Source organism: Vitiosangium sp. GDMCC 1.1324, from assembly GCF_003044305.1.
Lineage (GTDB): Bacteria > Myxococcota > Myxococcia > Myxococcales > Myxococcaceae > Archangium.
In genome coordinates this window covers 77,326-90,266 of the sequence record NZ_PZOX01000023.1, presented here as the reverse complement: position 1 = coordinate 90,266, position 12,941 = coordinate 77,326, and the positions used below count along the sequence as shown (strand labels likewise).

Sequence of the window (12,941 nt, the reverse complement as noted above, 5' to 3'; positions counted from 1 at the left end):
CGGCGCGTCAAGGCAAGGGGGGTGGCCGAAGCGCCGAATTTTTGCCGGGCTGGCGGGCGCATGCGAGTTGTGATCGCCCATGCGCGCGTCGCTCGCCCTCCACCTCGCCCTGTTCCGCCGTCAGAAGGCCCAGATTGCCCGGGTCATCGAGGGGCACTCGGCGGCCTTCCGGACCTACGAGGCCCGCTACCGCCGGCGCACCTCCGAATACCAGCGGGTGCTACCGGCGTCGGCGGTGTCCCAGCGGGTGCAGGCGGCGGACGTGGTGTACGTGGGCGACTACCACACGCTGCCGCTGGCCCAGGAGACGTACCTGGAGCTGGTCGAGGGTGTGCGGGAGACGAACCGCCGGGTGGTGCTGGCGCTCGAGTGCGTGGAGGGCCGGCACCAGGCGGCGGTGGATGCCTGGCTCGCGGGGCGCCTCACGGAGCGCGCGCTGTTCGCCCGCCTGGGACAAAGCACGAGCCAGGGAGCCTGGTCGGGCCTGCGCACACTGCTGGCCTACGCGAAGCGCCACCGGCTGGAGGTGGTGGGCATCGACCGGCGCGCCCAGGGCGAGCGCTCCCTGGAGCTGCGGGACGCCTACGCGGCGGAGCGGATCGCCCGGGCGGTGCGGGCGGAGGACAGGCCTCGGGTGATGGTGCTGGTGGGCCAGTACCACGTGGCACCCTGCCACCTCCCGGCACAGGTGGAGCGGGCGCTCGGCGAGGGACACGGGCTGCGCGGAGTGGTCGTGTACCAGAACGCCGAGGGCGTGTACTGGCGGCTCGCCCGCGAGGGCAAGGTGGGCATGGCGCAAGCGGTGGAGTTGCTGGACGGAGCGCTGTGCCTGCTGAACGCCTCGCCAGTGGTGTGCCAGCAGAGCTTCCTGGACTATCTGGAGGCGGAGTCCGGTGACTCGCCCCTGCGGGAGCGGAGCGCGGCCGAGCGCTTCCGGGAGATGGCGAGCCTCATCGGCCGGCTGGCGGGAGTGCCGGTGGGCCGGTGGCTGGACGAGGTGGAGGTGGTCACGGCGGCGGACGAGGACTCGCTGGTGCGCATCCAGCAGCGGGGCCGCTTCACCCAGGGAGAGCTGCTGCAACTTCGGCGGCACATCCTGTCGCGGGAGAGCTGTTACATCCCCCGGGCGCGGACGGCGTATCTGGCGTCCCTGTCACTGAACCACGCGGCCGAGGAGGCGGCGCACTTCGTGCGGCACTGCGCGGTGGGAGACGCGATGGAGATGCCGCGACGGGCCTCGGATGCGTTCTACGCGCGGTGCCTGGAAGAGGCGCTGGGGTTCTTCGGCTCGAAGCTGGTGAACCCGCGGCGCAGTTGCCTGGGGCCCGGCGAGTGGGCGCTGCGCTTCGCCGAGGCGCGGGGCGTGGAGCGGCAGATCGCCGCGTTCGTGCTGGCGCACAAGGCGGCGGAGGTGGAGGTGCCGGACGAGGCGGTGAAGCTGCTGCCCCTGCGCAAGGACCGGCTCTTCCACGGCGTCAGCCACGCGCTGGGCTACCTGCTCGGAGACGCGCTCTATCGTGGCTTCGACGGAGACCAGGTGGACCGGGCGGACCTGCGGGCGCTGTTCCGGGAACCGCTGGAGGACCCGCGGGCCACATACTTCGAGTGGGTCCGCCGCCTGTCCCGGTGACGACACATGAAAGCCAGGGCCTGGAATCAGCTCGACTTCGATGACCCGGCGGTCGCGCCTGCACTGACAGTGCTGGAGACGCTACAGCGGGAGGACGGCGGCGACGTGGTGCGCTACCTCATCCCGGAGGGCTTCGGCCCCTACGACGAGGCGCTGGCCGACGAGATCATCGAGCTCCAGCAGCGGGTGCTCGACGCGTTCCGGAAGCTCGTGCCCCCGGAAGCGCATGTCTCCGTCGTGGATCCCGAGGACCACCACCCACCCCTTCTCTTCCATCACCACGTGCGCTTCGAGGAGGGCCTGAGCCGCGACCGGCTCTGGGGCTACAAGCACTACGTGATGCCCGCGTGGTGGGTGGGGCTGCTGCCCGATGGGGACAGTTGGTGCTTCGTCGGCCCCGGCTTCGCCTGGGAGGCCCTCTACTCCGTCTCCGGCCCCTCGGAGATCATCGTCCGGGGTGCCCACTTCATCTCCGCGCTCGACCTGGCGTCGCTCCGGCTGTTCCAGCGCTTTGAGCGGATGGACCGGGCGTAGCCTCTCAATCCCAGACGCCGCGCGGACTCCGAAATATTGACAACACCGTCTGGCTTCACCTACGTGAGGATTTAGTTCCGAGAACTACGGGGAGCCTGTTCCGGCATCCGCACCGCCAGCGTGGACCACACGGAAACGCAGGTCTTGACCGGACACGGGCTCCCCGGTCCTCCGTCCCAGCGCATTGGGGACGAACCAGAAGCCCCCTTCATCATTCACGGCCCACAGTTCGTACTCCCCGACCGGGATGGCCCCGAGCGTGGTCACCACCCTCCCCTTCCCCGGCTCCTCGATGATCGCCTGGGCCAGCGGGACGACGAAGAGTTGCAGGGACACGGCGGCAATCTCCTTGCTCGGATCTCCCTGCAGACTCCCGAGGAACGGGGTCGCGTTCGGCAGCAACGGCACCAGGACCTGCGCGGGCCGCCCCTGGCTGTCGAGAGGCACCGTCTGCCCGGGCCTGGGCACGAAGCGCAGGAAGAACTGGGGCCACAGGTCCGCCACGCCATCCCCGTTCACGTCATCCGGGGTCCCATCCCCATTGGCATCCGCGAGCCGGAGGTAGAACGCGGGCGCGTCCCCGCGCAGCAGCCCGAAGCCCTCGCTCCGCACGGTGAACGAGGCAATCGCCGTGGCCGAGTCCGTCAGCGTCACCACGCCCTCCTCGCTCTGCTCCACCACCTGGAACGCGGGGGGCGGACGCCGCACCCTGCGTGATAGCGAAATGTCCACTGGCAGTGTCTGCCCAGGCTGCACATTCAGCTCGACGGAGGACTCGGGGACCCAATCTCCCGCTCCTGGCTGCGCGAGCACGTCCACGGAGAGGTCCGCATCCCCATTGGCGTCGAGAAAACCCCACAGCCGGTACACATCGGGGCCCACCCCGGAGAACCCGAAGCGCGAGTCCCCCGCGGTGAGACGCACCTCGGACACGGCGGCCAGATACTTCGGCTCGCCACGCTTGTCCGGTGGCGCCTCATCCGGGGCGAACAGGAACAGGTACGCATTGCCCACGGCGGGGCCCGCCAGCTCGACGCGGCCCTCCACGCGGGCCTCGCGTCGAGGCTCCGAGGAAGGAGGCACGGCACAGCCGGCGAGCACGAACCCGAGGAGAGCCAGGACCAGGGCACGAAGGACGATGGAAGACACCGCGCCATTCTACCCTTCCGGGGGTGCTCCCGGCTCTGGCAAGGTAGGCGCCCGTCTCTCTCCTGGGAGGCCACACCATGAAGAGGATGCCATGATAAAAATCAATCTGACGAGTGTGCTGGTGGATGATCAGGCCAAGGCCCTCGAGTTCTATACGAAGGCCCTGGGCTTCGAGAAAAAGCACGACGTGCCGGCCGGGGAGGCCCGATGGCTGACGGTCATCTCGCCCGGAGGGTCCGCCGACATCGAGCTGGTTCTCGAGCCCAACGGGTTCCCTGCCGCCAAGGTCTATCAAAAGGCCCTCTTCGACGCAGGAATTCCCCTGACGTCCTTCGCCGTGGATGACTGTCAAAAAGAGTACGAGCGAATGACGAAGCTGGGCGTGGTGTTTCGCACGAAGCCGACGAAGATGGGACCGGTCACCATCGCCATGTTCGAAGACACCTGCGGCAATCTGATCCAACTCCATCAAGTCTGATCCACCCGGAGGCGCTGGCATCCACTCCAGCGGAGGCCCTGTTCTTCCTACGGGCCCCGCCGGATCTGGGTGCCAGCCTCCTTCAACCGCCGCACCATGTACTCCGGATCGATCAGGACGTCGGGAAGATAGAGCCCCGGCGCCACGGGAGCGCCGCCCACGAGGCCGAGCAACCGCTCGATGCCAACGGCGACCCCCACCGCGGTCAGCGGCGCCTGACCCGCAGGATGAACGAGCTCGTGACGGACACGCCCTGTCCGCCCATCCTTCAGCTGGCCGGCAATCTCGATGATGGTCTCCGACGAGAAGGGCTCGCCGCGCCGGCGGGCCGCCGACTCTCCCACCGCGAGATCGAACCGGATCGACCGGGCATCGGTCGCGGCCGCGAGGCTCACGCCATCAAGCAACGAGTAGGCCTGAGCTTGCACCTCGGTCCCATCCACGCCTCTGAAGCTGCGCTTCGCCTCCTCTCCGCTGACCCAGAGCCACTTCCCGTCCTTGAGTATCAGGGCGTTCGGCGCGGCCTTCGTCTGACGCTCGAAATCGACATACGCCGCCGGCCCGCCCAGGTCCTGCTCGTCGAGAACGGCCGCGATTTCGATCGCCTCGATGGTCCGGAACTCACGGGCGAAATAGAGAGCCGGCAACGTCGCCGTTCCCGCCAGCCAGGTGCTGTCCATGAGGATCGGCGCGCTCGTGGGCTTGTGGATGTACCGCGCCACCTCCGGCCCGATTTCAAACAAGCCCGTGGAGATGCTCAGATAGGGCAAGCCGTTCGCCTGGGCATACTTCAGCGAGTTGAGGGTATCGTCCTTCAGGAACATGGCGACAGCGCTGTAGGCCCTCCCACCAGGCTGGCCCAGATCCGCCCGCTCGAGGTCGATTCTCGCCGTATCCGCGCCACCGATTTCCCTGGCAACGGCCTCGGCCTTGCCCATATCGCGCCCGCCGATCGTGATCGGCAGCTCCGGTTGGAGCCGGCGAAGCGCTTTGGCCGCCTGGGAGCCGACGATGCCGGATCCTCCAACGATGAGAACGGGTTTCTTCGTGTTCACGGACATGATGGATGGACTCCTCTGGGTTTGACGCTTGTTGTTGGCTGAAAAAAACAGTGTTACGGTGAATCTTGAAAGCTACAGACAGTAGGCTACGGACAGTAAGATGACCGAGACCTCATCCAAACGATTGCCCAAGGCCATGCGCCACGAGCAACTGCTCGAGACCGCGATGATGATCGTGCGCGAGCAAGGCACCGATGCGTTGACCCTCGGCTATCTCGCCGAGCGCGCAGGCGTCAGCAAGCCGATTGCCTATGAGCATTTCAAATCGAGATCCGGTCTCCTGATTGCGCTCTACAAGCAGATTGACGACCAGCAGGTGGCGGCGCTCCTTCACGCCCTCAAACGCACGCGGCACCGGCTGGAAGATGTCGCTCGCGTGGTGAGCAGCGCTTACATGAACTGCTACACGTCGGTCGGTCCAGAATGGCATGCGATCTCCGCCGCGTTGAAAGGCGATGAGGAAATGGAAGCCTTCCAGCAGGAACTGCTCGACAACTATGTGACAACCTATTGCGACGCGTTCGCGCCCTACTGCGACCTGCCGAAGGACGAGCTCCACCTGCGTTGCGTCGGAATCGTTGGCGCCGCGGAGGCGACTTCGCGAGAGATGATCCGGGGCCGTGTTGACGAGGCCACGGCCGCTGCGAGCCTTGCCTCACTGATCGTCAAATGGCTTTCCGCGAAGGCGTAGCCGGCCTGCGCGTGATCTTCGTTCCAAACTCTTTCAGGCGCTCGACCACATAGGCCGGATCGAGCAGACCCTCGGGATGATAGAGCCCCGGAGCCACGGGCGGGCCGCCCGCCAGTCCCAGCAACCGCTCCACGGCGAGGGCTACACCCCGAGCGCTCAGGCCTGAGTGCACGTCCCCGTCGACGAGCTCGTGCCGGATGCTCCCCGTCGTCCCGTCCCGCAGTTCGCCTGAAATCTCGATGACGACCTCGTGCGAAGGGCCCTCGCCACGGCGGCGGCTCGCCGCTTCCTTCACCGCACCATCCACCCGGATCGACCTGGCATCGGTCGCGGCCGCGAGGCTCACGACGTCGAGCAACGGATAGGCCCGGCCCTGCCGCTCCGTCCCGTCCACATCCGTGAACCGGCGCTCCGCGTCCGCTCCACTCGCCCAGAGCCACTTGCCGTCCTTCAGGATCAGCGGATTCGGCACGCCCTTCGTCGTGAGACGCTCCATATCGCCTTGCGCCACCGGCCCGCCCACGTCTTCCTCGTCGAAGACCGCGCCGATCTCGATCGCATGGACGGTCCGGAACTCCCTGGCGAAATAGAGGGTCGACAGAACGGCCGTTCCCCCCAGGAAGTGGCCCAGCATGAGAATGGGCGCGCTCGTGGGCTTCTGGATGTAGAGCGCCACTTCTGGCCCGATATCAAACACGAAGTCCGAGAAGGAGAGATAGGGCACCCCCTTCGCCTGGGCGTACTTCATCGAGTTGAGCGACGGATCCTTCAACAGCACGACCACCGCGCTGAAGGACGATTCCTCGGGTAGACCCAGATCCTCTCGCTCGAGGTCGATCTTCACCGTATCCGCGCCGCCGATTTCCTGGGCGAGCGCCTCGGCCTTGAGCAGATCGCGCCCGCCAATCGTGATGGGCAGCTCCGGTTGGAGCCGGCGAAGTGCTCGGGTGGCCCGGCTGCCGACGACGCCGGAGCCTCCAATGAAGAGAACGGGTTTCTTCGTGTTCGCGGACATGGCGGATGGACTCCTCCGGGCGGGCGATGCGAATGCCGGCCCAAGCAAGTTACCAACAGTAAGTTACTAGTAGTAACGAGGTAGTCGGTTGTCAACCGTGATGCTTCCACCCATATCCCGAGGGATACTCGCGCGATGACGAACGCCATCCCCACGCAGCTTCTCGAAATCGCGAGTCCGCTCGTTCTGGGCGCGATCGTTGGCCAGTTGTATCGGGTGTTCTGTCTCCCGTGGGTGCTCTCGCGGTTGCGCGGGCTGGGACTGGGTAGGCCACTGGAGAGGCTGGCGTCCCCAAAAGCCGCGCTCGTGTCCCTGCTCCCGACCCTCGCGTTCTGGTTGTTCCTGGCGGTGTGGTGCCATCCCTCGAATGCCCCGCAGGCGCTCGCGTGGCTCACCCATCACTCCAGCCTGCTGCCTGTCACCCCGACGCCGTCCCTTCTTCAGGGTGTCTTCTACGCAGCCACCTTCTTTTGCGGGTACACGCTCGCCGGATACCCCGAGGAGCCCGTCTCCGCGAAGGAGCGATGACGCTCACGGCTCGTCCAGCATCCCCTCCTCCTCCATCAGCGCCTTGAGCTTCGCCTTCACCCGCTCGAAACGCTTGCGCAGCGCCGCCGTCTCCTTCGCCGTGTCCCTCTTGCCTGCCGGAGCGCCCTCGGCCTGCTCGGCCAGCACCTGGGCGATGTCGCTCCAGGCCAGGCCCTGGTCCACGCGCAGTACCAGCAACGCCTGCTCCTCCGGCTCCAACCGCTCGCGCAGCCGCGCCGCTCGTTGTTTCACATCCGTCCGCAGGTGCGGCAGCGTCTGCGTGCGGATCTGCTGCTCGAGCCGGGACAGGTGCGGGTGCTCCTCGAGCGCCACGCGCCGCCTCTGGAACGCATCCTTCGCATGGCGCACCATCGCGTGCCGCGCGAGCACATAGGCCCACGTCCGGAAGCTGCTTCCCCACTCGAAGCGCGGCACCCCCGTCCAGAGATCCTCGCAGAACTGCGAGAAGCACTCCGAGGCCGCCTGCGCGTCCCGCCGCACCGCCACCAGGAAGCCGAGCACCTCCGGGCCATAGCGCCGCAGGGCGAGCGTCACCACCCCCTCGAAGTCTCCCCGGGCATGCAGCGCTCGCAGCTCCGCCTCGAGCGCCTCCACCTCTCGCGCCTTTGCCTCTCGACGAGCATCCATGCCCGACCCTCCTGCCCGGATCCGCTTCACGGCCGAGACTCCCTCAGCTTACAGTGGCAATCCTCCACGCCCCTCGCAGCCATGAGCCAGGACCCCGAGAACTCCGACGACTCGCTCGGGACCGACTCCTTCCTCGCCGTGCTGAAGGAGGTCGCCCACGCCCCCAGTGTCACGCCCGAGGCGCTGGCCACCGTGGCCCGGGACGAGGAGCACGGGCTCGTCGGAACCCGCTTCGGGCCCTTCCAGATCGCCGCCTGGCTGGGGGCCGGAGGAATGGGCCGGGTGTATCGCGCGGAGGACACTCGGCTGGGCCGCTCCGTGGCACTCAAACTATTGCCTCCCAGCCATGCCCTGGATGAGGCGGCGCGCGAGCGGCTCCTGCGAGAGGCACGCAGCGCGGCGGCCGTCGACCATCCCCAGGTGGCCACCATCTACGAGGTCGGCGAGGTGGAGGGCGTCTCCTTCATCGCCATGGAGTACGTCGAGGGCCAGACGCTCCGAGCGCTGGCCGGGGAGCGTGCCCTGCCCGCCGCCACCGCGCTCCAGCACGGGCTCGCCATCGCCGAGGGGCTCGCCGCCGCCCATGCTCGCGGCATCGTCCATCGGGACCTCAAGCCCGACAACGTGATGGTGTCCGCGAAGGGCACCCTGAAGATGCTCGACTTCGGGCTGGCCCGGCTGACCCGGACCTCGGGCACCCCGAGCACGCCCGCTCCCGGCGTGAGACCAGCGGACGTGCCCCAGACACGCTCGGGCCAGATGGGGGGAACCCCGGGCTACATGGCCCCGGAGCAGGCCCGAGGCGAGCCCGTGGACGCCCGCGCGGACGTGTACGCATTCGGGGTGCTCCTGCTCGAGTTGCTCACCGGACAGCGCCCCCTGCCCTCCCAGGGCGTCGTTTCCCTCCCGGCCGAGCTCCGGGTGTCGCCTCGAACCCGGCGGCTGCTGGAGCGCTGCCTCGCGCACGAGCCCTCCCAGCGCTTCGCGGATGGCCGGGAGTTGGTGGAGGCGCTGCGGCGGCTGCCGGAGTTGAGCCACTCAGGCCGCCACGGAGCCCTGCGCTGGGTGGCGCTCGGAGGCCTGGGCCTGGTGGGGGTACTCGCGGTCATCGGCTCCACCCGGCAACCGCCGCCCCCTCCGGTGCACGCCGAGCGGCGGCTGACCGCCAATCCCGCGGAGAACCCCGTCTGGGCCCACGCGCTCTCCCCGGATGGCGAGCGTCTGGCCTACCTGGATCAAGCGGGACTGAGCGTGCTGCGGCTGGACTCGGGAGAGCGGCGCTCGCGCCCACTGCCCGGAGAGAAGGCCTGGGCACAGAGCCTCTCGTGGTTCCCCGGAGGCGAGGCGCTGCTCGTCGGCGTGCGCCATGAGGGCGCCGCGGAGACCGAGCTCTGGCGGCTGCCCGCGGGGGACGGCCAGCCGCAAGCGCTCGGAGAGGGGCGCTTCGAGCTCGCCACGCTCTCCCCGGACGGTCTGCGCATCGCCTTCATGGATGAAGGAGGCCTGGCCTGGCGGGAAGTCACCCGACCCGAGCGCCATGCCCTGCTCCCCTTCACCGCGGGCGAGAAGGTGCGAGGCCTGGCGTGGTCTCCGGACAGCCGCCGCGTGGTGTTCGAGCTCCAGACCGGCTCGGGCGGCCGGGAGCGGCACACCCTGGAGTCAGTGGCGCTCTCGGGCGCCGGCCGGGCGCTTCTGGTTGAAAACGCGCTGCTCACCCTCGAGCAGAACACCGTGGGACTGACGTGGGCTCCGGACGACCGCATCCTCTATGCGCTCGCGGATCTGCCGCCGCGCCCCACGGGCGCCAACCTCTGGGCCCTCCCCGTGGATCGGGAAACAGGTCAGCCCACGGGCCCGGCGCGGGTCCTCACGCAGTGGGCGGGCGTGGGCATCAGCCAACTCAGCCTGGACGCCCGGGGGCACCAGCTCGCGTTCCTCCGGTATGAGACGCAGGTGGACGTCTACGTCGGGGCATTGCATCCGGACGGCCGCGGCATGGAAACGCCCCGCCGCCTCACCCTCAGCGACTACAACGAGCGTGCCTCCGGGTGGACACCCGACAGTGCCAACATCCTGTACACCTCGGACGAGCGTGGCACGCGCGATGTCTTCCTCCAGCCGCTCTCGGGCGGCGCGCCCCGTCCCCTCGTGCACGGAACGGACGAGGAGACCTGGCCCGTCCTCTCTCCAGACGGTGCGAGCCTGCTGTACTGGGAGCTGCCTGGCGGGTCCAGAGGAGCCACGAGCATTCCCCGGCTGATGCGAGCCCGAGCGGACGGCACCGAGCCCTCCGCGCTCTTCAGCATGCACCAGGCGACGCCTGTCTCTCCCGTGGGCACGCCTCCGCCCAAGCACCAGCGCTTCCGCTGCGCGCGGAGCGGCTCTCGCTGCGTCGTCAGCGAGGTGGAGGCCGGGCAGCTCGTCTTCTCCACGTTCGAGCCCTCCCGCCCGGAAGCACCCAGGCCCTTCCTCCATCTCCCCGTCGCGGGAGATCTGGGCCGCTACGGATGGGCACTGTCGCCGGATGGAAGCGAAGTGGCGCTCCCGTTGAGCACGGGCCTCCACATCCATCCGGTGGAAGGAGGACCCGAAAGGCACTACCCGCTGCGCGGCGACTGTGGCCCGCGGTTCGTGGAGTGGAACGCGCGGGGTGACGGGTTCTTCGTCACGGCGGTGTGCTCCGGAGAGGTGAACTCCTACCAGCTCTGGGCCGTGTTCCCCGGTGAACCGCTCCGCCCGCTGTGGACGAGCAGCAACGCATTCCTGAGTGATCTCACGGCCTCGCCCGATGGGCGCTCCCTCGCGTTCTCGGCGAAGCCGTATGACAGCGACGTATGGCTGCTCGAGGACCCCTGAGAAAACAAGGCCCTGGCGTCCCGCTAGGGCCTGCAGCCATCGCCATCCCTGCCGGGGATGCCGCTGTAGCCTCCGCCATCTTCCTGCCCCTTCACGTCACCCCCACCATGGCAAGGCACTGGACCGACATCTGGCGGACTTCCGTTGTTGCCTCCACCATCGAGTCCACCGTCGAGCGGTATCACCTGGAGTCCACCGTCGAACGGTATCTCCTCGGGTGGAGTCGCTCCCGCCTGGAATAGCACACCGGGGCTCTCGACACGTCCATCCACCGAGGACTCGAGCTCCGGCCCACAGGCCATGGCCAGCACGGTGCTGCCCCCCACCACGACACCCACGATCCACGCCTTCATCGTCTTCATCGTCAGCTCCTTGCGAAGTGTTTCCAGACGCCACCCGCCCCCACCCACCCGCTGCCTGGGCGGGGACGTAGAGAACGCTCGCGCTGGATGTGACCGGCCACCTCAACGAACAGACCTCTCGCCGATTTCTCATCGGCGTCTGTCACATCCCTCCCGTCATTTCTCTACGGTGCCGGGAACGGGTGCCGCGAGGACCCGATCCCCAGGCCACTCCCCGTGGCCTGTTCTTGATCGGAGATACCCATGTCGACGTGGCAGCCCTTTCTCTCCCTCTCCTCTGAGCAAGCTCCGTACCCGACGAAGCGCGGCCTCATGGCCACACTGTTTCTCCTCACCGTCGGCCTCTCCGGTTGTGGTGCACCGGAGGCCCGTGACGAGCCCGAGGCCGTGCCGCAAGCGCCGAGCCTCTCCGCGCCGCTCGCCGCGGACTGCACGGATCCCTCCTGCCCGTCCCTCATCTATCGGACCTATGTCCCACTGCTGAGGAACACGCAGGGAACAGGCACGGGGCTACCCGGGGCGGGCTGGTACACACCGCTGGTCATCCAGAACACGGACACCGTGAACTCCGCCCTCGTTCTTCTGGAGGCCGTGCCCATGGCTGGCATCGGGACGAGCAGGTCCACCACGGCCCAGGCGGCCATCCCACCGGGGGGCTCAGTGGTGTTCCGCCCGGACAATCCCACGGGGCTGCCGGGCGTGGTGGGGATCCCCGCGGTCGCCACCGGCAACTTCCAGGGCTCGATGGTGATCCATTCGGACAGGCACATCGCGGTCACCGCGACGCTGAGCAACGCCCCCATCTCGAGCACGCTCGGCACGGCCGGTGGACGCGCGAAGGGAGCCTTCAGCGCGACGCGGGATGAGGACTTCGAGGGGCCCGTGGAGGTCAACTACGCCCCGGTGAAGAGCGGCTTCTTCGGGCGCGCCACCCGCCTGTTCCTCCAGTCCACGAATCGCGACGTGAACACGACGGTCACCGCGACGCTCCGGCGCGAGCTCGATGGCCAGGACTTCACGGTGAGCCTGACCCTCGCGCCGCTGGCCTCGGCGGTGCTCGACCCCACGGACTTCCGCAGGAATGGCATCCCCTTCCCCACCGCCTGCAACCCCATTCCGTCCGAGGCGCGCGCGTGCCTGGCGGCCCTGCACCTCACCAGCTCCGATCGGCTCGGAGCGGTGGCCGTCGAAGTGCCCACCCAGGAGACGGTGCCCTCCGTGGTGATGATGAACCGGCTGTCGTCGGGTGAGCTCGACTACTGGAAGCTGGCGTGCCCCACGGTGAAGAAGCAGTTCCCCGCGGGCAGCGGCATCTCGACCGCCATCGCCCTCATGAACGTGGCGCCCGTCCCCCAGACGGTCGACGCCCGGCTCGAGGGCACACTCGAGCCCGTCACCCCGGCCACGGGCCATGAGTACTGGCAGGTGTTCACCGATGTTCCGTCCCTGCGCAGCGTGGTGGCCTCGAGCTTCCAGGACTCACTGGGCCTGCTCCCCGACGCGACCGTGAGCTCCGCCACGCTCACCGCGCAGAGCGGTGGAGATCTGGTCGCCGCGGCCGTGGAGGAAGGCGGGGGACGCCTGGCCAGCTACTCGTGCATCCCGGTAACGCGAGGCCGGCACCATGTGGCCATCCCCGCCGCGAAGTTCGAGTTCCCGAGCCGGACCGACGCGTTCGCCGCCAACACGGGCATCACCGTCCAGAGCGTGGGGCCGGCCCCCACCTCGGTGACGATGACCTACCGATGCCGGACGGCCAGCAGCGGCACCTTCACCCCGTACGTGGTGCAGCGCCCGATCGGGCCGTACGAGAGCCGGGTCTTCTCGCCGTTCAACATCACGACGATTCCGAGCGGGAGCCTGTGCACGGTCCTCATCGACTCCAGCTCGGAGAACATCGTCGCCACCGCCAACGAGAGCTCCGAGAGCCTGCCTTCCTCCACGCAGGACTCGGCCTCCTTCGAGGGCGTCTGGATGAACAACTGACCC

At 68.3% G+C, this 12,941-nt stretch carries 12 protein-coding genes; 7 read left to right on the top strand and 5 right to left on the bottom strand.

Going from position 1 to position 12,941, the window contains the following annotated elements; translation table 11 throughout:
* Positions 1-79 precede the first annotated feature (79 nt).
* Both DAT35_RS45220 and DAT35_RS45215 read left to right on the top strand, forming a co-directional pair.
* A complete protein-coding gene (locus DAT35_RS45220; RefSeq protein WP_108075552.1) occupies positions 80-1,630 on the top strand; it encodes a ChaN family lipoprotein in 1,551 nt (516 codons plus the stop codon).
* Between the two features lie 6 nt (positions 1,631-1,636).
* Positions 1,637-2,164, top strand: coding sequence for a hypothetical protein (locus DAT35_RS45215; protein WP_108075551.1), 528 nt, complete (start codon positions 1,637-1,639; stop codon positions 2,162-2,164).
* A gap of 84 nt (positions 2,165-2,248) precedes the next feature.
* Here the strand turns inward: DAT35_RS45215 and DAT35_RS45210 are convergent, their stop codons facing one another.
* Positions 2,249-3,313: a hypothetical protein gene (locus DAT35_RS45210; protein WP_108075550.1), complete on the bottom strand. Its 1,065-nt coding sequence runs from the start codon at positions 3,311-3,313 to the stop codon at positions 2,249-2,251.
* Positions 3,314-3,404: 91 nt separating this feature from the next.
* Between DAT35_RS45210 and DAT35_RS45205 the strand changes: the two genes are divergently transcribed.
* Entirely contained in the window at positions 3,405-3,791 is a 387-nt protein-coding gene (locus DAT35_RS45205; RefSeq protein WP_108075549.1) for a VOC family protein, read from the top strand.
* Between the two features lie 47 nt (positions 3,792-3,838).
* Here DAT35_RS45205 and DAT35_RS45200 read toward each other — a convergent pair whose 3' ends face one another.
* On the bottom strand, positions 3,839-4,852 hold the full coding sequence (locus DAT35_RS45200; protein WP_108075548.1) for a saccharopine dehydrogenase: 1,014 nt from the start codon (positions 4,850-4,852) through the stop codon (positions 3,839-3,841).
* Between the two features lie 100 nt (positions 4,853-4,952).
* On the opposite strand from DAT35_RS45200, the gene DAT35_RS45195 reads away from it, so the two are divergent.
* Positions 4,953-5,543 (top strand): TetR/AcrR family transcriptional regulator, encoded by a 591-nt coding sequence (locus DAT35_RS45195; RefSeq protein ID WP_108075547.1) that lies wholly within the window; start codon positions 4,953-4,955, stop codon positions 5,541-5,543.
* Here DAT35_RS45195 and DAT35_RS45190 read toward each other — a convergent pair.
* Positions 5,518-6,558: a saccharopine dehydrogenase gene (locus DAT35_RS45190; protein WP_108075546.1), complete on the bottom strand. Its 1,041-nt coding sequence runs from the start codon at positions 6,556-6,558 to the stop codon at positions 5,518-5,520. The two genes, DAT35_RS45195 and DAT35_RS45190, sit on opposite strands and share 26 nt — an antisense overlap.
* 135 nt (positions 6,559-6,693) lie before the next feature.
* On the opposite strand from DAT35_RS45190, the gene DAT35_RS45185 reads away from it, so the two are divergent.
* The gene (locus tag DAT35_RS45185; protein ID WP_108075545.1) at positions 6,694-7,086 is read left to right on the top strand and encodes a hypothetical protein; all 393 of its coding nucleotides are present in this window, start codon (positions 6,694-6,696) and stop codon (positions 7,084-7,086) included.
* 3 nt (positions 7,087-7,089) lie between these two features.
* Here the strand turns inward: DAT35_RS45185 and DAT35_RS45180 are convergent, their stop codons facing one another.
* A complete protein-coding gene (locus DAT35_RS45180) occupies positions 7,090-7,734 on the bottom strand; it encodes an RNA polymerase sigma factor (protein WP_108075652.1) in 645 nt (214 codons plus the stop codon).
* A gap of 81 nt (positions 7,735-7,815) precedes the next feature.
* Here DAT35_RS45180 and DAT35_RS45175 point away from each other — a divergent pair, with 81 nt between their 5' ends.
* Complete coding sequence (locus tag DAT35_RS45175) at positions 7,816-10,590, top strand: protein kinase (RefSeq protein WP_158502144.1); 2,775 nt, start codon at positions 7,816-7,818, stop codon at positions 10,588-10,590.
* A 23-nt stretch (positions 10,591-10,613) separates the two neighbouring features.
* On the opposite strand, the gene DAT35_RS45170 is transcribed toward DAT35_RS45175, so the two are convergent.
* Entirely contained in the window at positions 10,614-10,952 is a 339-nt protein-coding gene (locus DAT35_RS45170) for a hypothetical protein (RefSeq protein ID WP_108075543.1), read from the bottom strand.
* Positions 10,953-11,264: 312 nt separating this feature from the next.
* Between DAT35_RS45170 and DAT35_RS45165 the strand changes: the two genes are divergently transcribed.
* Positions 11,265-12,938 carry a hypothetical protein gene (locus tag DAT35_RS45165; protein ID WP_146210136.1) on the top strand — a complete coding sequence of 558 codons (1,674 nt, stop codon included), beginning with the start codon at positions 11,265-11,267 and terminating at the stop codon, positions 12,936-12,938.
* Positions 12,939-12,941: the final 3 nt, after the last annotated feature.

Bases quoted from the DNA above. Each gene is read 5' to 3' on its own strand.
- DAT35_RS45220 (WP_108075552.1), top strand. From the start codon at position 80: ATGCGCGCGTCGCTCGCCCTCCACCTCGCCCTGTTCCGCCGTCAGAAG.
- DAT35_RS45215 (WP_108075551.1), top strand. From the start codon at position 1,637: ATGAAAGCCAGGGCCTGGAATCAGCTCGACTTCGATGACCCGGCGGTC.
- DAT35_RS45205 (WP_108075549.1), top strand. From the start codon at position 3,405: ATGATAAAAATCAATCTGACGAGTGTGCTGGTGGATGATCAGGCCAAG.
- DAT35_RS45200 (WP_108075548.1), bottom strand. From the start codon at position 4,852: ATGTCCGTGAACACGAAGAAACCCGTTCTCATCGTTGGAGGATCCGGC.
- DAT35_RS45195 (WP_108075547.1), top strand. From the start codon at position 4,953: ATGACCGAGACCTCATCCAAACGATTGCCCAAGGCCATGCGCCACGAG.
- DAT35_RS45190 (WP_108075546.1), bottom strand. From the start codon at position 6,558: ATGTCCGCGAACACGAAGAAACCCGTTCTCTTCATTGGAGGCTCCGGC.
- DAT35_RS45185 (WP_108075545.1), top strand. From the start codon at position 6,694: ATGACGAACGCCATCCCCACGCAGCTTCTCGAAATCGCGAGTCCGCTC.
- DAT35_RS45180 (WP_108075652.1), bottom strand. From the start codon at position 7,734: ATGGATGCTCGTCGAGAGGCAAAGGCGCGAGAGGTGGAGGCGCTCGAG.
- DAT35_RS45175 (WP_158502144.1), top strand. From the start codon at position 7,816: ATGAGCCAGGACCCCGAGAACTCCGACGACTCGCTCGGGACCGACTCC.
- DAT35_RS45170 (WP_108075543.1), bottom strand. From the start codon at position 10,952: ATGAAGACGATGAAGGCGTGGATCGTGGGTGTCGTGGTGGGGGGCAGC.
- DAT35_RS45165 (WP_146210136.1), top strand. From the start codon at position 11,265: ATGGCCACACTGTTTCTCCTCACCGTCGGCCTCTCCGGTTGTGGTGCA.